The following is a 17,846-nucleotide window of genomic DNA, read 5'->3' as shown; positions in this document are numbered from 1 at the left end:
CCGATGCGGCTCCTGGTGACGCGCCCGGCGGAGGATGCGGCGCGCACGGCCGCCCGGCTCGAGGCGCTCGGCCACACGGCGATCCTCGCCCCGCTCGCCGAGCCTCTGATCCTGCCGCCGCCCGATCTCTCCGAGCCGCCCTCGGCCCTCCTGCTGACGAGCGCCAATGCGGTGCGGGCGCTCGCCGCATGGGACCGCGTCGCCGCATGGCGCGCGCTGCCCGTGCTCACGGTCGGCGACCGCACCGCGGAGGCCGCGCGCGAGGCCGGCTTCTCCGATGTCGAATCGGCGGCCGGCGACGCCGCGGCGCTGATCGCACGCGCGGAACGCCGGCTCGCCGGCCGCCCCGGCGTCGCGCTGTGGCCGGCCGCCGAGGAGCCGGCGGCCGATCTCGTCGCGCCGCTCGGGGCCGCCGGCATCCCGGTCCGCCGCGTGCCGGCCTATCGCATGGCGGCGGCCGACATCCTGCCGGCGGCGATCGCCGACCTCTGGCGGGCCGGCGCGCTCGACGGCGTGCTCCTCTATTCCCCGGCGAGCGCCGCCCGGTTCGGCGCGCTTCTCGCCGCCGCCGGTCTCGCCTTTCCCCCGGTCGCCGCCTATGTCCTGTCGGAGGCGGTCGGGGCCGCCGCGCGCGGGGCGGGCGCGAAAACCGTTCATGTCGCCGCAGCGGCGAACGAAGCGGCGCTTCTGGCGTTGCTCCCCCGAACCGCGCCGTCTTGAAGCGGCCATGCTCGCTTTGCTCTATAGTCGGGCTTCGAGCGGAGTGGATGATGAGCGACAGCGACAACGAGGCGCACAAGGCCGAGACGCACAAGGCGCGGCCTCCGAGGACGCCGGCGCGGCCCGCGCCGACGATCGACCTCGGGCAGCGCGATTTCAGCCGCGAATCGGTCGACCCGCCGGAGTCCGAGCGGACCGCCGGCTCCGCGACCGGCGCCGGCGGCACGGCGGAAGAGCCTCCGGCCGACGCCGCGCCGCCGCGGCGCGCCGTCCCCGCCTTTGTTCCCCTCCTTGCGGCCGGCCTCGTCGGCGGCGTGGTCGGTGCGCTCGTCACCGTCTTCATCGCCGCGCCGGGCGAGGATCCGGTCGTCCAGGCGAGCGTCGACAGCCGGCTCGCGGCGCTCGCAACCCGGGTCGACGGCCTCGGCGCGAGCCTCACCGAGGCCACCAGGCGGATCGATGCGACGCCGGCCGGCGCCGATCCCGCGGCACTCGCCGCGCTCGACCAGCGCATCGCTGCGCTCGAGGGCACGCCGCCGCCGGCCGATCTCGGTCCGCTCGAGGATCGGCTCGCCGCGCTCGAGAACCGCGCCACGGAGACCTCGGTGCGCGAGGCCGTGCCGAGCGGCGAACTCGCCGCACTGGGCGGCCGGATCGATGCGCTCGCCGCACGGGTCGACCGTCTCGTCAGCGCGCCGCCCAAGGACCCCCAGACCGAGGCCGCCGCCCGCACCATCGCCTTGACCGCGCTGGTCGAGGCGGCCGGCCGTGGACAGCCCTTCCAGGTCGAGCTCGGCCAGTTCCGCGCCATCATCGGCGACGATCCGGCGCTCGCGGCGCTCGGACCGGCCGCCGAGCGCGGCGTGCCCTCGAAGGCCTATCTCGCCGAGCGCTTCGCCCCGGTCGCCGAGGCGGTCCGCCGCGCCGCCGCCCGGCCCGACCCGGAAGCCGGCCTGCTCGACCGGCTCGGCGCCTCGGCCCGCTCGCTCGTCTCGGTGCGGCCGGTCGGCGCGATCTCGGGCGAATCGACCAGCGCGATCGTCTCCCGCATGGAGGCGGCCGTCGCCGCCGGCGATCTTCAGACCGCGCTCGCCGAGCGCGAGACGCTCGGGCCGGCCGGCCAGGCCGCTTCCGCCGATTGGGCGGCGCAGGCGAACACGCGCATCGCGCTCGACCGCGACGTCGCCGCCCTGCGCCAGAAATTCTCCGGCCGCTGAGGACCCATGCTGCGCCTGCTCGCCACCCTCGCGATCGTCTTCGTCGCCGCCGCCGGCTTCGCCTGGCTCGCCGACAATCCGGGCGACGTCACGCTCGTCTGGCAGGGGCGCGAGTTCCGCACCACGCTGATGGTGGCGGCCGTGGCGCTCGCCGCGCTGTTCGTCGCGCTCGCGCTTCTCTGGGCGCTCGTCTCCGGCATTTTCCGCACGCCGCGCCTGATCGGGCGCTTCTTCTCGGGCCGCAAGCGGGATCGCGGCTATCGCGCCCTGTCGCGCGGCATGATCGCGGTCGGCGCCGGCGACACCCGGCTCGCCCGGCGGCTCTCGGTCGAGGCGCGCCGGATCCTCGGCGAGGAGCCGCTCGCCCTGCTCCTCGCGGCACAGTCCGCCCAGCTCGCCGGCGACACGGCCGGCGCGCGCGCCGCCTTCGAGGCGATGCGGGCCGACCCCGAGACGCGGCTGCTCGGCCTGCACGGCCTGTTCGTCGAGGCGCAGCGGCGCGGCGAACACGAGGCGGCGCGGCAGTTCGCCGAGGAGGCGGCCGCGCTCGCCCCGACGCTGCGCTGGGCCGGCACGGCGCTCTTCGATTATCGGGCGGCGGCCGGCGACTGGCGCGGTGCGCTGCTCACCCTCGCCACCAATCTCAATGCGAAGCTGATCGACCGGCAGCGGGCGCATCGCTATCGCGCGGTGCTCCTGACCGCGCAGGGCCTCGCCGCCGAGCAGGGCGGCCCGAGCGAGGCGAAGGCGCTCGCCCTCGATGCGGTGCGGCTCGCGCCCGACCTCGTGCCGGCCGCCACCCTCGCCGCCCGCATTCTCACCCGGCTCGGCGAGACCCGCCGCGCCGCGCGCATCCTCGAAGCCGCCTGGCGCCGCGGGCCGCATCCCGAACTCGCCGACGCCTATGCCGAACTGCGGCCCGGCGATGCGGCGCGCGACCGCCGCAAGCGGATGGAGAAGCTCGCCGCGCTCGTGCCGGGCCATGTCGAAGGACGGCTCGCCCTCGCCAGGGCGGCGCTCGAAGAGCGCGACTTCGGCGAGGCGCGGCGGCTCGCCACCGAGGTCGCGCGCGAGGCGCCGAGCGAGCGCGTGTTCCTGCTGCTCGCCGATATCGAGGAGGAGGCCGGCGATCTCGGCCGCGCCCGCGAACTGCTCGGCCGCGCCGTGCGGGCGCCGCGCGATCCGGCCTGGATCGCGGATGGCATCGCCGCCGCCCGCTGGGCGCCGATCTCGCCGGTCACCGGCCGGCTCGACGCCTTCGAATGGAAGGCTCCTGCCGCGCTGATCGGCGCGCCGGAGCCGCTCGATCTCGCCACCGGCGCGGAGCCCGCCGCGCTCGAGGCGCCCGCGGTGGCCGAACCCGCTGACACCGTCGCCCGCGCCGCCGAGCCGGCACTCCCGGCGCGCCCCCCGTCCGCCCCGACGCAGCCCGCTCCGCGGACGGCAGCGGCGCTCGCCGCGCCGCAGATCGCCGCCCGCCCCGTGCAGCCCGATGCGACCGCGCCCGTGACGCCGCCGATTCGACCGGCGACGCGCACCGCGGCGTCGGCCGAGGCGGAGCCCGCTGCCGCACCAGCCGTCCGGCCCGCGGCGTCCGCATCGCTCGCCGCGGCTGCCGATGGCGGCGCGGCGGCATCGACGCCGATCCCGGCTCCGGCGGCAAAGCCCGCGGTCGCAGCCGTCCCGGCGTCGCCCGCCACGGCTCCGGTGGTGCCGCGGGTGGAGGGCGCGAAGCCCTCGGCCGCCCGGCGCCGCAAGGACGAGGTGATGCCGCCCCCGCCGCCCGACGATCCCGGACCGGAAGGCGACCTCGTCGAGCCCCGCCCGGGGATCGACCGCTTGCACCTCGTTTGAGCGATGGCCGTGCCGCCAGCGGCCTCGCCGGCGCGCCCCGCTCGCGCAGCGCCTGCATCGTGTTTGAGCGGACGCGCTTGAAACGCCGCCGCATTCCGGCTATCTAGCGCCCCGACGCCGCAATAGCTCAGCTGGTAGAGCACGTCATTCGTAATGACGGGGTCGGGGGTTCGAATCCCTCTTGCGGCACCATCTCCTCGCAGCCTCTGAACATCCATCGCCCCGACACCGCCGGGTCGGACCGACGATCCTTGCGCCGGGCGGACCGCGCAACGATACCCGGTCGGTCGGCCGACTCCCGGATACACCCGCAACGCCGGCGGGAAGGGACGCGCCGGATACCCGGCGCACGGCCTCCCGCAGGACCGCCGGCCATGGACGGGCGCGCGGCGACGGGATATATGCGGTAGCAGCCTCCTATTTGTCGCCGCGCCGAGAGGATTCCCATGACCCCGCATCCGACGATCCCGCCCGAGGGCGTGCGGGCCGACCATGCCATCGTCGCGACCGGCAGCCCGCTCGCCGCGGAGGCGGCGCGCGCCGTGCTCGCCGAGGGCGGCAGCGCGATCGACGCGGCGATCGCGGCGGATGCCGTGCTCGGCGTCGTCGAGCCGATGGCGACCGGCATCGGCGGCGACATGCTCGCCATGATCGTGCCGCCCGACGCCGCGCCGCTCACCTATAACGGCACCGGCCGGGCGCCCGCCGCGCTCACCGCCGATCTCGTCGAGGCGCTGCCCGCCCGGCGCATTCCCGACCGCCATCCGCTGTCGCTCACCGTGCCGGGCGCCGTCGCCGGCTGGTTCGACCTCCATGCCCGCTTCGGCCGGCTGCCGATCGCCCGCCTCCTCGCGCCGGCGATCGCGCTCGCCCGGGACGGCTTCGTCGTCGGACCGATCTGCGGCCGCGAATGGAGCGTGTTCGAGGGCGTCATTGCGAGGGATCCTGTCGCGGCCGCGCTCTATCGCGCGGGCGCCGTGCCGAAGGCGGGCGAGACCTTCGCCAATCCCGGGCTCGCCGCCGTGCTCGAGGCGATCGTCGCCGAAGGACCCTCCGCCTTCTACGAAGGCGAGCCGGCGCGGGCCGCCGAGCGGGCGGCGCGGAGCCATGGCGGCGTGCTCGCCGCGGCCGATTTCGCCGCCCATCGCGGCGATTTCGACGTGCCGCTCGCGACCCGTTTCCGCGGCCTCGACGTGCTCGAATGCCCGCCCAACACGCATGGTCTCGCCGTCATCGAGGCGCTCGGGGCGCTCGAGCCGCTGCCGCTCGAGCGCGACGACCCGGCGACGATGATCGCCGCCGTGAAGGCGATGGCGAAGGGATTCGAAACGGCGAAGAAGACGGTCGCCGACCCGGCCGGGAATACCGTTGCGACCGTCGTCGTCGACCGGGACGGCCTCGCCATCACCCTGATGACGAGCGTCTTCAAGCGCTTCGGGTCGGGCATCGGTGTGCCGGGCTGCGGCTTCGTGCTGCAGAACCGCGGCTCGGGCTTCTCCGAGCCGGGCCATGTCAACGGTCCGGGGCCGGGGAAGCGCCCCTATCACACCGTCATCCCGGCTGCGGCGCTGAAGGACGGCCGCTTCCATGCCGGCTTCGGTGTGGTCGGCGGCGCGATGCAGCCACAGGGCCATGTGCAATTGCTGATCCGCATCGCCGCCTGGGGCGAGCCGCTGCAGGCCGCGCTCGACGCGCCGCGCTGGCGGTTCGAGAGCGGCATGGAGCTGGCGGTCGAGCCGGGCACGCCCGCGCCGCTCGTCGCCGCCTTCGCGGCGGCCGGCTATGTCGAGCCGACCGGCGGCGAGATCGCCGGACGGTCCGATTTCGGCGGTGCGCAGTTCGTCATGCGGACGCCCGATGGCGGCCTCGTCGGCGCCTCGGACCGGCGCAAGGACGGCACGGTCCTCGGTCTCTGAGCCGCGTCGCCACACCCATGAGAAAAGGCGCCGGAGACGGCGCCTTTTTCATTTTCGTCGTTCGCCGTCTTCAGCGGTGCCAGCAGGCGACCTGGTGGTCGGGGGCCTTGCGCACCAGCGGCGGCACCTGCAGGGAGCAGCGCTCGGTCGCGTGCGGGCAGCGGGCGTGGAAATGGCAGCCCGTCGGCCAATGCGCGACGTCGGGGATGTCGCCCTTGTAGATCAGGCGCTTGCGTGCCCTCTGGGTGCGCGGATGAGGCACCGGCACGGCCGAGAGCAGCGCCTCGGTATAGGGGTGCAGTGGATTCTCGTAGAGCGTGTCGCGATCGGCGATCTCGACCAGCCGGCCGGAATGGAGGATCGCCACCCGGTGCGAGATGTGGCGCACCACCGACAGGTCGTGGGCGATGAAGAGATAGGCGAGACCGAGCTCCTTCTGCAAATCCTGCAGCAGGTTGACGACCTGGGCGCGGACCGAGACGTCGAGCGCGGAGACCGGCTCGTCGGCGACGATGAATTCCGGCTTCAGGGCGAGCGCGCGGGCAATCCCGATGCGCTGCCGCTGGCCGCCGGAAAAGGCGTGCGGGAAGCGGTCGTGCGCATCGCGCGGCAGGCCGGTCAGGCGCAGCAGCTCGCCGATCTGGTCGCGCGCCTCCTCGGCGGACCGGACGATGCCGTGCACGATGAGCGGCTCGGCGACGATGTCGAGCACGCGCATGCGCGGGTTGAGGCTCGCATAGGGGTCCTGGAAGACCAGCTGCATGTGGCGGCGCAGCTTTCTGAGCGCCTCGCCGCGGACATTGGTGATGTCCTGGCCCTTGAAGAGGATGCGGCCGTCGGACGTGTCGATCCGGCGCAGCACCGCGCGGCCGATCGTCGTCTTGCCGGAACCCGATTCGCCGACGAGGCCGAGCGTCTCGCCGGGGCGGATGTCGAAGGATATGTCGCGCAGCGCCTGGACGCGGGTCGGCTTCGACCAGAAGCCGGGACGGCTCGCTTCATATTCGACGGACAGGCCGCGCACGCTCAGGATCGGATCGGCGGCGGTCGCGAGGCCGGGGGTCGCGGGAGCGGTGGTCATGGAGAGGGCTGCGGACATCCGGTCCTCACGAAACGGGGGCGGGTTCGGCGCTCGCCGGCACGTCCCGCCAGGCGGGCTGCGACGGCTTCCAGCAGGCCGCCGACGCGCCGGCATGGACGATCGCGAGCGGCGGTTCGGTGCCGCAGCGCGCCTCGGCGATCGGGCAGCGCGGCTCGAAGGCGCAGCCGCGCGGCGGCGCGAGCAGGCTCGGCGGCGCGCCCTCGATCGACACCAGCCGTTCGAGCCGGTCGTCGAGCCGCGGCGTCGAGCGGATCAGGCCCTGCGTATAGGGATGCGAGGGCCGCTCGAAGAGATCGTCGGCGAGGCCGGTCTCGACGATCCGGCCGGCATACATCACCGCGACGCGCTGGCAGAGCCCGGCGACGACGCCGAGATCGTGGGTGATCAGGATGACGGAGAGCTTCAGCGTCTCCTGCAGGCCCGCGATCAGCTCGAGCACCTGCGCCTGGATCGTCACGTCGAGCGCCGTGGTCGGTTCGTCGGCGATCAGCAATTGCGGCTCGCAGGCGATCGCCATGGCGATCATCACGCGCTGGCGCATGCCGCCGGACAGCTCGTGCGGATATTGCGCGGCGCGGCGCGGCGGGGCCGGGATGCCGACCGCCTCGAGCAGTTCCAGCACGCGGATGCGGGCCTGCGCCTTGGTCATGCCGAGATGGCGCTGCAGCACCTCGCCGATCTGCGCCCCGATGGTGATGAGCGGGTTGAGCGAGGTCATCGGGTCCTGGAAGATCAGCGCGACCTCCTTGCCCCGAATGTCCTTCGCCCGGCGCGGGCCGTCGCCCTTCAGCAGCGACTGGCCCTTCCAGCGGATGTCGCCGCCGGCGATGCGGCCGGGCACGTCGATCAGTCCCATCACCGCCTGGGCGGTGACGCTCTTGCCGGAGCCCGATTCGCCGACGAGGGCGAGCGTCTCGCCGCGCCGGATGGAGAGATCGACCCCGCGCAGGCCGTGCACGATGCCGGCGCGCGTGTCGAACTCGACCTGCAGCCGCTCGACCTCGAGCAGCGGCATTTCGCTGATGGCGTCCATAGGGGTCATGCCTCGACCGGGGTTGGCGCGGTCCGTCCGGCGCGCCGGCGCTCGGCGGCCTTCGCCCGGGCGAAGCGCTTCTCGCGCTCCTGCGGGTCGGTGGTGACGCGGAGCCAGTTGGCGAAGAGGTTGATCGCCAGCACCGTCACGGAGATCGACAGGCCGGGGAAGGTGATCAGCCACCAGGCGACGAAGATGTAGTCCTTGCCGTTGGCGACGTCCAAGCCCCAGCTCGTCGCCGGCGGCTGTACGCCGAGGCCGAGGAAGGACATCGCCGCTTCGGCGAGCACGATGTTGGTGAACTCGAGAATGCCGAGGGTGAGCAGCGGCGAGGTGAGGTTCGGCAGGATGTGCTTGAAGATGACGCGGGCCGGCTTGCAGCCGATCACCTCGGCCGCCTCGACATAGGGCGTCTGGCGGACCGACAGCACGATGCCGCGCACCACGCGGGCATAGATCATCCAGTTGGTGATCGCGAGCACGACGATCATCGTCGTCATGCTGGGGCCGATCACCGATACGATCAGCAGGATCATCAGGAGGCCGGGGAAGGCGACCTGGATATCGACGAGGCGCATCAACACCGCGTCGGTGCGGCCGCCCTTGAAGCCGGCGAAGAGGCCGACCAGCACGCCGAACGAGCCGGCGAGCAGCACGACCGACACCCCGACGATCAGCGAGGTGCGGGCGCCCGCCATGACGCGGGAGAGCACGTCGCGGCCGAGATGGTCGGTGCCCAGAAGGTGTTCCCAGGAGCCCTTCGCCATCCAGACGGGCGGCTTCAGGCGCGCCGCCACCGATTGCAGCGCCGGATCATAGGGCGTGATCAAGGGCGCGATGAAGGCGAGCACGATGAGCAGCACGATGATCGCGAAGCCGAACAGGCCCGCCTTGTCGTGCCACAGCTCGGCGGCGAGGGCGGAAAACGAGCCGGCGCGGGGCTTGGCCGCGGCGGTCGGCACGGCGGGAGAGATGACAGCCATGTCAGGCCAGCTTTATCCGGGGGTCGATGAGCTTGTAGATGACGTCGAGCACGATGTTCACGAGCACGATGCCGATCGCCACGGTGAAGACGATCGCCTGCAGCAGGAACAGATCGCTGAACTTGATCGCCTGCATGGCGGTCAGCCCGAGGCCCGGCCAGGCGAAGACGGTCTCGACGACGACGGTGTAGCCGGCGAGCGCGCTGATGAACTCCCAGCCGGCGAGCGTGATGAAGGGGACGAGCGCGTTCCTGAGCGCATGGCCGAACAGCACCTGCGGGAAGCGCAGGCCCTTCGCCCGGGCGGTGCGGACATATTGCTGGTTCAGCTCGTCGATGACGGAGGAGCGGACGAGCATCATCAGCCGGGCGGCGGCCGGCAATGCGAGCGTCACCGCGGGCAGGATGAAATGGGTCCAGCCGCCATAGCCCGATGTCGGCAGCACCTTGAAGGTGACGGCGAACACCATGATCAGGAGAAGGCCGAGCCAGAACTGCGGCAGGGAGAGGCCGAACAGGCCGAGAAAGACGGTGATCCGGTCGGCGAAGCCGCCGGGCCGGATCGCCGCCAATGCACCGAGCGGCAGAGCGAGCACGATCGCGAGACCGAGCCCGGCGGCGATCAGCTTCAGCGTGTTGGGCAGGCGTCCCGCGATGACGTCCATCGCCGGGCGCCGCTGCCACATGCTCTCGCCGAAGTCGAAGGTGGCGAGATCGCCGATGAAATCGACGAACTGCTCCGCCATCGGCCGGTCGAGCCCGAATTTGTGCTCGAAGGCCGCGCGTTGCTCCGCGGTCGCGGAGAGGGGCAGCATGACCTGCGCCGGGTCACCGACCATGCGGGTCGCCACGAAAACGACCAGCGTTACGCCGAGCACGACCAGGAACCCCTGGAAGAGCCGACGCAGGATGAAAAGGCCCATGCTGCACCCTCAGTTCGACGTTACCGGAAGGTCACCGATCACTCGGTGACCTTCATCTCCTTGGCGAGCAGCTTCGCATCGACGCGCGGCTGCCATTCGAGCCGGGCCGAGAAGCCGTAGACGTCCTGCATGTTGAGGAGCGGCACGAGATAGTAGTGGTCGTGCGCCTTCTGGGTCGCCTGGGCGTAGATGCCCTTGCGCTTCTCGACATCGGTCTCGACGCGGGCGGCCGGAACCCAGGCGGCGAGGTCGGGATCGTTGTTCGAGGAGGCGGTGCCGTTCGGCATATAGGCGAAGCTCATCTCGCGGTCGGCGTCGAGCAGCTCGTTCGAGTTGACCACGAACACCGCGTCCGGGCGCTTCTTGCGGTCGAAGAGCTGGTTCAGATACTCGCCGAATTCCTCGATCCGGTAGTCGACCTTGACGCCGGCCTCTTCCCAGTAATTGCCGACGGCCTCGATCAGCTCGCGGTCCTTGAGCCAGCGGCCGGCTTCGCCGACCAGCGTGACGGTCTTGCCCTCGGCGCCGGCTTCCTTGATCAGGGCCTTGGCCTGCTCCGGATCATAGGGATAGGGCTGGAGCGCGGTGTTGAAGCCGAAGGCGCGCGGGTTGACGAGCTGACCCTTGGTCGGCAGCGCGAAGCCCGAATAGAGGCTGTCGGCGAGCGCCTGGCGGTCGATGGCGAGATTGAGCGCCTTGCGGACGCGCTCGTCCTTGGTCGCCTCGTTCTCGGTCGAGAGAATGATGACCGAGGTCTCGACGCCCTGGACGGCGGCCGACTTCGGCACGCTCTCGACGAATTCCGGCAGCAGGTTGGTGATGACGTCGAGTTCGCCCGCCATCAGGCCGGCCATGCGGGTGCCCGACTCGCCGATGAAGCGGAAGCGGACGGTGTCGATCGACGGCGCGTCGCCCCAATAGTCGGGGTTCTTCTCGAGCACCACTTCCTGGCCGCGGGTCCAGGTCGAGAGCTTGTAGGGGCCGGTGCCGGCCGGCTCGGTCTGGAAGGCCGGATCGTCGGAATAGGTCGCCGGCACCATCTTCATCCAGTACATGCGCGAAGGCAGGATCGGATCGGGGCCGGTGGTCACGACGCGCACGGTCAGGTCGTCGACCTTCTCCGCCTTGGCGATCGTGCCGAAATAGGACATCTGCTCGGAGGCGAAGTTCGGATCGATGATGCGCGCGACGCTCTTCACGACGGCGTCGGCATTGAAGGCCTCGCCATTGGTGAACTTGATGTTCGGCCGCAGCTTGAATTCCCAGGTGAGCGGATCGACCTGGGTCGGCAGCGCCTCGGCGAGGCCGGGCACCAGCTCGCCGGCGGGCGTGCGGGCGAGCAGCGTCTCATAGATATTGTCGTTGATGGCGCGCTCGCCGCCGTCGTCGCGCTTCTGCGGATCGAGGGTGGAGGCCTCCGAGCCGACGGCGATCGTGATCTCCGCCGCCTGCGCCGCGGTCATCGCGGGCAATGCCACCATGGCTGCGAGAGCCGCTCTGGAAAGCAGTTTTGTTATCGAGTTCATCATCCGCTCCGTTGCTCCACGGCAAGGTTGTGGACGCAGCCCTGCGCTGCCCCACTGCGGATCGTCGGCATTCCCCGGGCGCGGAGATTGGAGCCTCTCTAAAGGTCTGTCAAGCGATCAGTATACAACGCATTGATCTTGATCAGTGTGACGGCAGAGCGGGCAGCGCGCGACGCGGATTCGGCCCGGCGAAAAGCCGTTCGGGGCCGCATGCGGCCTTGCGTCGAGGCGTGCGCCAGACCTGCGCCCTGCGTCGCGCCGACATGCTGAAATCGAGGATTTCCGCGGCTCTCCCCGTCTGCCGTCATGCGCCGCCCGCTGCGAGGAGGGGCGGCGTGCCGTTCGGACCGCCTCTTTTCCGGACGGGCCTGCGGAAAATCGGCGCGTGATCAAAATTTCGGCTATCGGCCGGCCATTGTATACGCCATACTGCATACAATGGATCGCGGCATTCCCCATACCGCTTTCCCGACCTTCGCCGATCGCCGGACGGACGCGCAGCCGCGCGGGCCGGGCGCCCGGCCGTATCCGCCCCGCGCTCAATCGTCCATCTTCGCCGTGCCGAGCGCCGCCCGTCCGAACCGGTTGTTGGCGTCGACGAGGCGCATCAGGGTCTCGAGGAAGCGCTCGCGCTCGTCCGGCGCGAGCGTCTCGAGCAGGCGCTCCTGCGCCCGGGCCATCGCCGGATGCATGCTCTCCACGAGCCGCTCGCCTTCCGGCGTCAACCGGGCGAGCACCATGCGCCGGTCGGAGCGGCTGCGCGTCCTCGCCACCAGGCCGCGCTGCTCGAGCCGGGCGAGGACATCGGCGACATTGGTTCGGTCGATGCCGAGCGCGTTGGCGAGTGTGATCTGGTCGGTATCGGGCTGCGTCGAGAGGATGGTGAGCAGCCCGTACTGCACCGGCGTGATCCCGAAGCCGGCGCATTCCTCGAAGAACAGCGCGTAATGCACCTGGTGCAGGCGCCGGACGAGATAGCCCGGCCGCTTCCACAGCGGCAGCTTCTCGGCGAGCACCCGAAGCGCCGGATTGGCTTCCGGCTGCGGCGGCGAGACGGATTCCGGTCGTCCGGCCTGTCCCTTGTCCCGATACGATCGCATCGGCTCTAGCGGTTCCTCATCCGGCGACTGTCCCTTCGTGTCTTCGGCGGCCGGGGCGACATCCCGACTCGCCGATCCTGCCCTACGCCACCATAGCCGGAAATCCGGAATGCGCATTCATCCGATGGATGCGGAATGGCGCGCCGCCTCGGCGGCCGGCACGGAGAGGCTTGCCGCAGGGAAGAAGAGCGGTATACTGATGATTATGCGGTCGCCGCATTCCCCGCCTCGGCGCCGTGCCGATCCGCCACTTCCACCGACAAGGAGAGAGACGATGGCCCAGGAGCCGCTCGCCACGAAGGGCAACTTCCTTCACATCTACGACTTCATCGTCGAGAAGGGGCGCGAGGACGAATTCATCAAGCTGTTCGAAGAATTCGACTATTCGGACGGCAATCCGATGCACAAGTCGTGGGCGCAGGTGAAGGACGGCGTGCTCTGCCGCGACACGGAGAACCCGCAGCGCTTCTTCCTCATCGCGGAATGGTCGGACATCGTCGAGCACGCCAAGATCCGCAAGGTGCTCGCCGAGGAGATCAAGCCGGCATTCGTCGGCCTGATCGAGGGCCGCAAGTTCGTGCCGAAATATGTCGAGGTGGTTTCCTCCACGCCGGACGAGATCCTCGAGAAGGCTGCCGAAGGCTGAGCAGGGGAGACCGGGGGTGCGCGCGCTCTACACCTTCTTCCGCTCGTCGACCTCGTACCGCGTGCGCATCGCGCTCGCGGTCAAGGGGCTCGACTGGGAGCCGCGCTACATCTCGCTGCCGAAGATGGAGCACAAGACGCCGGACTATCTCGGCGTCAATCCGCAAGGTCTCGTGCCCGCCCTCGTCGAGGACGGCCACACCATCGCGCAGAGCCTCGCCATCCTCGACTATCTCGAGGAGGTCCATCCCGAGCCGCCCCTCCTGCCGCGCGATCCGCTCGAGCGGGCCTATGTGCGGGGCCTCGCGCAGATCATCGGCTGCGACATCCACCCGCTCAACAATGTCCGGGTGCTCAAATATCTGAAAGGCCGCTGGGGCCTTTCGGACGCGGAGCGCGACGAGTGGTATGCGCACTGGGTGGCCGAGGGCTTCGCCGCCTTCGAGGCGACGCTGCTCCACGAGGGCCGGTCGGGCACCTATTGCCTCGGCGAGATGCTGACCATCGCCGATGTCTGCCTCGTGCCGCAGGTCGCCAATGCCCGGCGCTTCAACTGCGATCTCGCGCCCTATCCTGTGACGGTGGCGATTGCCGACCGCGTCGCCGCCCTGCCGGCGGTGGAGAGGGTCGCGCCCCAGACCCAGGCCGACGCGTTCTAACGAGGCCGGGCCGCCTTCGAACGAATCGGCGGCCTCCCCGCCGGCGGCCCTCCGCTCTTCTTTCCGCGGCCGGTTTCTGGCGGTCGGGCGAGACGGGCAGGGAAGAGCACGCTCCCCCGCCCGCCGCTCAGGCGTGAAGGCCGTTTTCCGGCCGGCTCGTCAGGGGCGCTGGGCGCCGACCCGGTTCGTCTCGATCGCGTAGACCGAGCTCGTCGCGGTGATGAAGAGGCGCGAGCGGCCCGGGCCGCCGAAGGTCAGGTTGGCGACCACTTCGGGCACCAGCACGCGGCCGAGCCGCTTGCCGTCCGGCCGGTAGCAGTGGATGCCGTCGCCCGCCGAGATCCAGACATGGCCTTCGGTGTCGACGCGCAGGCCGTCCGGCACCGCCGGCCTGATCTCCGCGAACACCCGGCTGTTCGAAAGCGTCTTGCCGTCGATCACGTCGAAGGCGCGGACATGGCGCGGCCGGCCCTCCTCCTCGCCATGGCCGTGGCCGCGGGCATAGCCCGAATCGGCGATGTAGAGCGTCGTCTCGTCGGGCGAGAAGGCGAGGCCGTTCGGCCGGTCGAAATCGGTCGCCACCGCATCGAGCGTGCCGGTCTGCGGATCGAAGCGGTAGACCTGATTGTTGCCGATCGCGCTCTCCGCGGCGATGCCCTCATGGTCGGAGACGATGCCGTAGGGCGGGTCGGTGAACCAGATCGTGCCGTCGGACTTCACGACGACGTCGTTCGGCGAGTTGAGCCGCTTGCCCTGCCAGTGGGTGACGAGCGTCTCGTAGCTGCCGTCGAGCCGGGTGCGCGAGACGCAGCGGCCGCCGTGCTCGCACGAGATCATGTTGCCTTCGCGGTCGCGGGTGTGGCCGTTGGTGCGCTGAGCGGGCTGGCGGAACACCGAGAGCCCGGCGGTCGGCGACCAGCGCATGATCCGGTTGTTCGGGATGTCGGAGAAGCGCAGCTCGTTCAGCTCGCCGAACCACACCGGCCCCTCGGCCCAGATGAAGCCGGTGGCGATCCGCGTCAGCGTCGCCCCGGCCGGAAACAAGGAAAGGAATTCGGGCTCGTCCGCCGCGATCGCATTGATGAGTTGGCCGTCCATGGTCTCCCCCGTCTCGGGCGTCACACGGGGTCCCTTGCCGGGCCCCTTCTTGGCGCGGCGATCCTAGGCGAAGCCGCCGCGGACGGCCAGCCCGTCAGGACCGGCCGCCGCGCCCTTACCGGCCCGGATCGGCGTAGCGGTTGCCCGGCACGACGGCATACCAGTCCGGCCGGGTCGGATCGCGGTCATAGGTGTAGCCGCCGACCTCGCGATAACACTCGGCATACTGCGCGAGCTTGTCGCGATCGAGCGTGACGCCGAGGCCCGGCCCCTGCGGCACGGCGATGGCGCCGTCGCGATAGGCCATCTTGCCGCCGACGATCACGTCGTCGACGAGGTGGTGGTAGTGCGCGTCCGCCGCGAAGGCGAGATTGGGCAGCGCGGCGCCGAGATGCAGCATCGAGGCGAGCTGGATGCCGAGTTCGCCGGAGGAATGCACCGAGGCGCCGTACTGGAAGGTCTCGAGCACGGTGCCGGCCTTGTGCGCCTGCCGCAGCCCACCCCAGAAGGTGGTGTCGAGCAGCACCACGTCGACCGCCTCCTGGCGGATATTGGCGGCGAGCTGCTCGAAATTGACCACCACCGTGTTGGTGGCGGTCGGGATGCGGACGAAATGCCGGACGCGCCGCATGCCTTCGAGGCCCCAGGTCGGATCCTCGAAATAGTCGTTTCTGAGATCCTCGATCGCCCGGCCGACGCGGATCGCCTCCTCGACCGACCACACCGCATTGGGATCGAGCCGCAGCCCGTCCTCGGGGAAGGCGGCGCCGAGCGCGCGGGTCACCGCGATGTCGTGGTCGGGCGGGAAGACGCCGCCCTTCAGCTTGTGCGCCCTGAAGCCGTAGCGGGCCTTGAGGTCGCGGGCGTGCGCGACGATCTCCTCGGCGCTCGTCTCGCCGCCGCGGCCGCTCGCCGGGTCGGGCAGGCGGTAGAAGACATAGGCCGCGAAGGGAACGGTCTCGCGCAGCGCCCCGCCGATCAGGTCGCAGGCGCGGATGCCGAGCGCCTTGCCGGCGGCGTCCATGCAGGCCATTTCGAGCGCGGCATGGATCTGCATCCGGTTGTTGTAGAGCGAGGCGGTGGGATTCATGATCTTCCAGCGCAGCTGTTCGAGCTGCAGCGGATCATGGCCCTTCAGATAGGGCAGCATGCCGCGCACCGCCGCTTCGGCCGATTCCCCCCCGCCGCCCAGCTCGCCGAGACCGACGACGCCCTCGTCGGTGATCACCTCGACGATGGTGCGGATGAAGCGGCCCCAATGGGCGCCGCTCGCATGGCGCAGCGGCGCCTCGAGCGGCACGGCGACGGTGGTCGCGCGGATGTCGACGATCTTCACGGCACTTCCCTTCAGCGCGCGGTTTCGGAGGGCTTCGGCGCACCGCCGAGCGGGATGGTGAGGCCGCCATCGGCGACATAGACCGCGCCGGTGACGAAGGAGGCGCGATCGGAGGCGAGGAAGGCGACCACTTCCGCGATCTCGCGGGTCCGCGCCCGCCGGCCGAGCGGATGCATCGCGTCGATCGCCGCGTCGAGGGCGGCCGGATCGTCGGCGAGCGACACCGCCCAGCGCAGCATCGGCGTGTCGACCGAGCCCGGCGCGACCGCGTTCACCCGCACCCCGAACGGGGCGAGATCGACCGCCGCCGCGCGGGTGAGTCCGATCACGGCGTGTTTCGAGGCGGTATAGGCGACGACATTCGCCTGCGAGGCGAGGCCCTGGACCGAGGCCATGTTGACGATCGCGCCGCGGCTCGCCTTGAGATGCGGCACGACGCGCTGCGCGAGCCGGAACATCGGCTTCAGATTGATGTCGAACACCTCGTCCCAGACCGCATCGGTCGTCGTTTCGAGCGTGCCGTAGCGCTGGATGCCGGCATTGTTCGACAGGATGTCGAGGCCGCCGAAGCGGTCGAGCGCGGTCGCGACCGTCCGGTCGAGCACGGCCGGATCGGTCAGGTCGCCGATGACCGCGGCGGCGCCGAGCCGCTCGGCGAGGCCGCCGAGTTCGGGCGACCGGTCGATGAGAACGAGCCGCGCGCCGCGCTCGGCGAAGAGCTCCGCGACCGCGGCGCCGATCCCCATCGCCGCGCCGGTGACGAGCGCCACCTTGCCGTCGAGTTCCCCACCGTCGCTCATGCGTCCTCCCTGCCGGCATCGTCCCTGCCGGTCCGTTGTCCGGCGGGATCGTCCGCCCGCCTGGTGATCACGTCGAGCGCGGCGAGGATGGCGCGCAGATGGACGCGCATCGCGGCTTCCGCCGCCGCCGCGTCGCGCGCCTTCAGCGCCGCCATGATCTCGGCGTGCTCGGCGACGATGAAGCCGGCGCTGCGCGGCCAATCGACCGAGACATAGCGCAGCCGGTTGAGGTGCACCTTGACGTCCTCGAGCTCGTCGGCGACCGCGGCGAGGCCGGCGGCGGCGAAGATCGCCCGGTGGAAGGCCTCGTCGAGCTCGAACAGCCGCCTGATGTCGCCCCGTTCGGCGGCCACCGTCTGGTCCTCGATCAGCCCCTCGAGGCCGGCGAGCGCCGCGGCGTCCATCGCACCGGCGGCGCGGCGCACCACCTCGACCTCGACCGCCTCGCGGATCAGCTGCGCGGCGCGGACCTTTTCGAGCCGGATCGGCGCCACCCGCGTGGCGCTCTGCGGGTAGATGTCGACGAGACCGAGATCGGCGAGCCGCAGCAACGCCTCGCGCACCGGCGTGCGCGACACGCCGAGCCGCTCGGCGATGAGGGCCTCGCGGATCGGCTCGCGCGGCTTCAGCGCGTTCATGACGATCTCCGCCCGCAGCATCTCGTAGACGTGCTGGGCGGTCGATCGGGTCCGCGGCGGGGCCGCCGGCTCGAGCGCGAACATCGGGCCTCCTGTTGTCGATCGAGACTTAACGGGCTGGACGGCAGTCGTCCACTAATATATTAGTCGACACCACCGAACGATCCGCTCCGTTGCGGCGCGGAAAGCTGAGACTTGCCGTCCGCCAGGTTCTGGCACAGAAAAAAGTCGTTTGCACATTTGAAAACGGTACACTAGCGTCCGGGACGAGCCCGGGAGGAAGACGGGCGGGGAGGA

General features: G+C 71.0%; 16 protein-coding genes and 1 tRNA gene. 7 read left to right on the top strand and 10 right to left on the bottom strand.

Annotated elements, in window-relative coordinates:
• Positions 1-3 precede the first annotated feature (3 nt).
• The 5 genes from GGQ63_RS14030 to GGQ63_RS14010 all read left to right on the top strand — a co-directional run bounded on the left by GGQ63_RS14030 (position 4) and on the right by GGQ63_RS14010 (position 5,707).
• Complete coding sequence (locus GGQ63_RS14030; protein WP_183856893.1) at positions 4-720, top strand: uroporphyrinogen-III synthase; 717 nt, start codon at positions 4-6, stop codon at positions 718-720.
• A gap of 50 nt (positions 721-770) precedes the next feature.
• On the top strand, positions 771-1,937 hold the full coding sequence (locus tag GGQ63_RS14025; protein ID WP_183856891.1) for a COG4223 family protein: 1,167 nt from the start codon (positions 771-773) through the stop codon (positions 1,935-1,937).
• A gap of 6 nt (positions 1,938-1,943) precedes the next feature.
• A complete protein-coding gene (locus GGQ63_RS14020; protein ID WP_183856889.1) occupies positions 1,944-3,791 on the top strand; it encodes a heme biosynthesis protein HemY in 1,848 nt (615 codons plus the stop codon).
• 116 nt (positions 3,792-3,907) lie between these two features.
• Positions 3,908-3,983: transfer RNA gene (locus tag GGQ63_RS14015), tRNA-Thr, on the top strand.
• 254 nt (positions 3,984-4,237) lie between these two features.
• Positions 4,238-5,707, top strand: a complete 1,470-nt coding sequence (locus GGQ63_RS14010; protein ID WP_183856887.1) for a gamma-glutamyltransferase family protein — start codon at positions 4,238-4,240, stop codon at positions 5,705-5,707.
• A 70-nt stretch (positions 5,708-5,777) separates the two neighbouring features.
• On the opposite strand, the gene GGQ63_RS14005 is transcribed toward GGQ63_RS14010, so the two are convergent.
• The 6 genes from GGQ63_RS14005 to GGQ63_RS13980 form a co-directional block, all read right to left on the bottom strand.
• Positions 5,778-6,788: an ABC transporter ATP-binding protein gene (locus GGQ63_RS14005; RefSeq protein WP_183856885.1), complete on the bottom strand. Its 1,011-nt coding sequence runs from the start codon at positions 6,786-6,788 to the stop codon at positions 5,778-5,780.
• A 25-nt stretch (positions 6,789-6,813) separates the two neighbouring features.
• Positions 6,814-7,842 (bottom strand): ABC transporter ATP-binding protein, encoded by a 1,029-nt coding sequence (locus GGQ63_RS14000; protein WP_183856883.1) that lies wholly within the window; start codon positions 7,840-7,842, stop codon positions 6,814-6,816.
• Between the two features lie 5 nt (positions 7,843-7,847).
• Complete coding sequence (locus GGQ63_RS13995; protein WP_183856881.1) at positions 7,848-8,825, bottom strand: ABC transporter permease; 978 nt, start codon at positions 8,823-8,825, stop codon at positions 7,848-7,850.
• 1 nt (position 8,826) lies between these two features.
• On the bottom strand, positions 8,827-9,747 hold the full coding sequence (locus GGQ63_RS13990; RefSeq protein ID WP_183856879.1) for an ABC transporter permease: 921 nt from the start codon (positions 9,745-9,747) through the stop codon (positions 8,827-8,829).
• A 38-nt stretch (positions 9,748-9,785) separates the two neighbouring features.
• Entirely contained in the window at positions 9,786-11,273 is a 1,488-nt protein-coding gene (locus GGQ63_RS13985) for an ABC transporter substrate-binding protein (RefSeq protein ID WP_183856877.1), read from the bottom strand.
• Between the two features lie 539 nt (positions 11,274-11,812).
• Positions 11,813-12,373, bottom strand: coding sequence for a MarR family winged helix-turn-helix transcriptional regulator (locus GGQ63_RS13980; protein ID WP_183856875.1), 561 nt, complete (start codon positions 12,371-12,373; stop codon positions 11,813-11,815).
• A 274-nt stretch (positions 12,374-12,647) separates the two neighbouring features.
• Between GGQ63_RS13980 and GGQ63_RS13975 the strand changes: the two genes are divergently transcribed.
• Both GGQ63_RS13975 and maiA read left to right on the top strand, forming a co-directional pair.
• The gene (locus GGQ63_RS13975) at positions 12,648-13,019 is read left to right on the top strand and encodes a hypothetical protein (RefSeq protein ID WP_183856873.1); all 372 of its coding nucleotides are present in this window, start codon (positions 12,648-12,650) and stop codon (positions 13,017-13,019) included.
• 16 nt (positions 13,020-13,035) lie between these two features.
• Positions 13,036-13,677 carry a maleylacetoacetate isomerase gene (gene maiA, locus GGQ63_RS13970; protein WP_183856871.1) on the top strand — a complete coding sequence of 214 codons (642 nt, stop codon included), beginning with the start codon at positions 13,036-13,038 and terminating at the stop codon, positions 13,675-13,677.
• Positions 13,678-13,836: 159 nt separating this feature from the next.
• Here maiA and GGQ63_RS13965 read toward each other — a convergent pair whose 3' ends face one another.
• From GGQ63_RS13965 to GGQ63_RS13950, 4 genes are all read right to left on the bottom strand, one after another.
• A complete protein-coding gene (locus tag GGQ63_RS13965) occupies positions 13,837-14,775 on the bottom strand; it encodes an SMP-30/gluconolactonase/LRE family protein (RefSeq protein ID WP_183856868.1) in 939 nt (312 codons plus the stop codon).
• Positions 14,776-14,890: 115 nt separating this feature from the next.
• On the bottom strand, positions 14,891-16,111 hold the full coding sequence (locus GGQ63_RS13960) for an enolase C-terminal domain-like protein (RefSeq protein ID WP_183856866.1): 1,221 nt from the start codon (positions 16,109-16,111) through the stop codon (positions 14,891-14,893).
• Between the two features lie 11 nt (positions 16,112-16,122).
• Positions 16,123-16,911 carry an SDR family NAD(P)-dependent oxidoreductase gene (locus tag GGQ63_RS13955; RefSeq protein WP_183856864.1) on the bottom strand — a complete coding sequence of 263 codons (789 nt, stop codon included), beginning with the start codon at positions 16,909-16,911 and terminating at the stop codon, positions 16,123-16,125.
• Positions 16,908-17,633: a GntR family transcriptional regulator gene (locus GGQ63_RS13950; protein ID WP_183856862.1), complete on the bottom strand. Its 726-nt coding sequence runs from the start codon at positions 17,631-17,633 to the stop codon at positions 16,908-16,910. The genes GGQ63_RS13955 and GGQ63_RS13950 overlap by 4 nt, the downstream gene beginning before the upstream one ends.
• Between the last annotated feature and the right edge of the window lie 213 nt (positions 17,634-17,846).

Source organism: Prosthecomicrobium pneumaticum, from assembly GCF_014199915.1.
In the GTDB taxonomy this organism is placed as follows: domain Bacteria; phylum Pseudomonadota; class Alphaproteobacteria; order Rhizobiales; family Kaistiaceae; genus Prosthecomicrobium; species Prosthecomicrobium pneumaticum.
The sequence above is the reverse complement of the archived record's forward strand: the minus strand, read 5'-3'. Positions and strand labels throughout refer to the sequence as shown.

Bases quoted from the DNA above. Each gene is read 5' to 3' on its own strand.
- GGQ63_RS14030 (WP_183856893.1), top strand. From the start codon at position 4: ATGCGGCTCCTGGTGACGCGCCCGGCGGAGGATGCGGCGCGCACGGCC.
- GGQ63_RS14025 (WP_183856891.1), top strand. From the start codon at position 771: ATGAGCGACAGCGACAACGAGGCGCACAAGGCCGAGACGCACAAGGCG.
- GGQ63_RS14020 (WP_183856889.1), top strand. From the start codon at position 1,944: ATGCTGCGCCTGCTCGCCACCCTCGCGATCGTCTTCGTCGCCGCCGCC.
- GGQ63_RS14010 (WP_183856887.1), top strand. From the start codon at position 4,238: ATGACCCCGCATCCGACGATCCCGCCCGAGGGCGTGCGGGCCGACCAT.
- GGQ63_RS14005 (WP_183856885.1), bottom strand. From the start codon at position 6,788: ATGACCACCGCTCCCGCGACCCCCGGCCTCGCGACCGCCGCCGATCCG.
- GGQ63_RS14000 (WP_183856883.1), bottom strand. From the start codon at position 7,842: ATGGACGCCATCAGCGAAATGCCGCTGCTCGAGGTCGAGCGGCTGCAG.
- GGQ63_RS13995 (WP_183856881.1), bottom strand. From the start codon at position 8,825: ATGGCTGTCATCTCTCCCGCCGTGCCGACCGCCGCGGCCAAGCCCCGC.
- GGQ63_RS13990 (WP_183856879.1), bottom strand. From the start codon at position 9,747: ATGGGCCTTTTCATCCTGCGTCGGCTCTTCCAGGGGTTCCTGGTCGTG.
- GGQ63_RS13985 (WP_183856877.1), bottom strand. From the start codon at position 11,273: ATGAACTCGATAACAAAACTGCTTTCCAGAGCGGCTCTCGCAGCCATG.
- GGQ63_RS13980 (WP_183856875.1), bottom strand. From the start codon at position 12,373: ATGCGATCGTATCGGGACAAGGGACAGGCCGGACGACCGGAATCCGTC.
- GGQ63_RS13975 (WP_183856873.1), top strand. From the start codon at position 12,648: ATGGCCCAGGAGCCGCTCGCCACGAAGGGCAACTTCCTTCACATCTAC.
- GGQ63_RS13965 (WP_183856868.1), bottom strand. From the start codon at position 14,775: ATGGACGGCCAACTCATCAATGCGATCGCGGCGGACGAGCCCGAATTC.
- GGQ63_RS13955 (WP_183856864.1), bottom strand. From the start codon at position 16,911: ATGAGCGACGGTGGGGAACTCGACGGCAAGGTGGCGCTCGTCACCGGC.
- GGQ63_RS13950 (WP_183856862.1), bottom strand. From the start codon at position 17,633: ATGTTCGCGCTCGAGCCGGCGGCCCCGCCGCGGACCCGATCGACCGCC.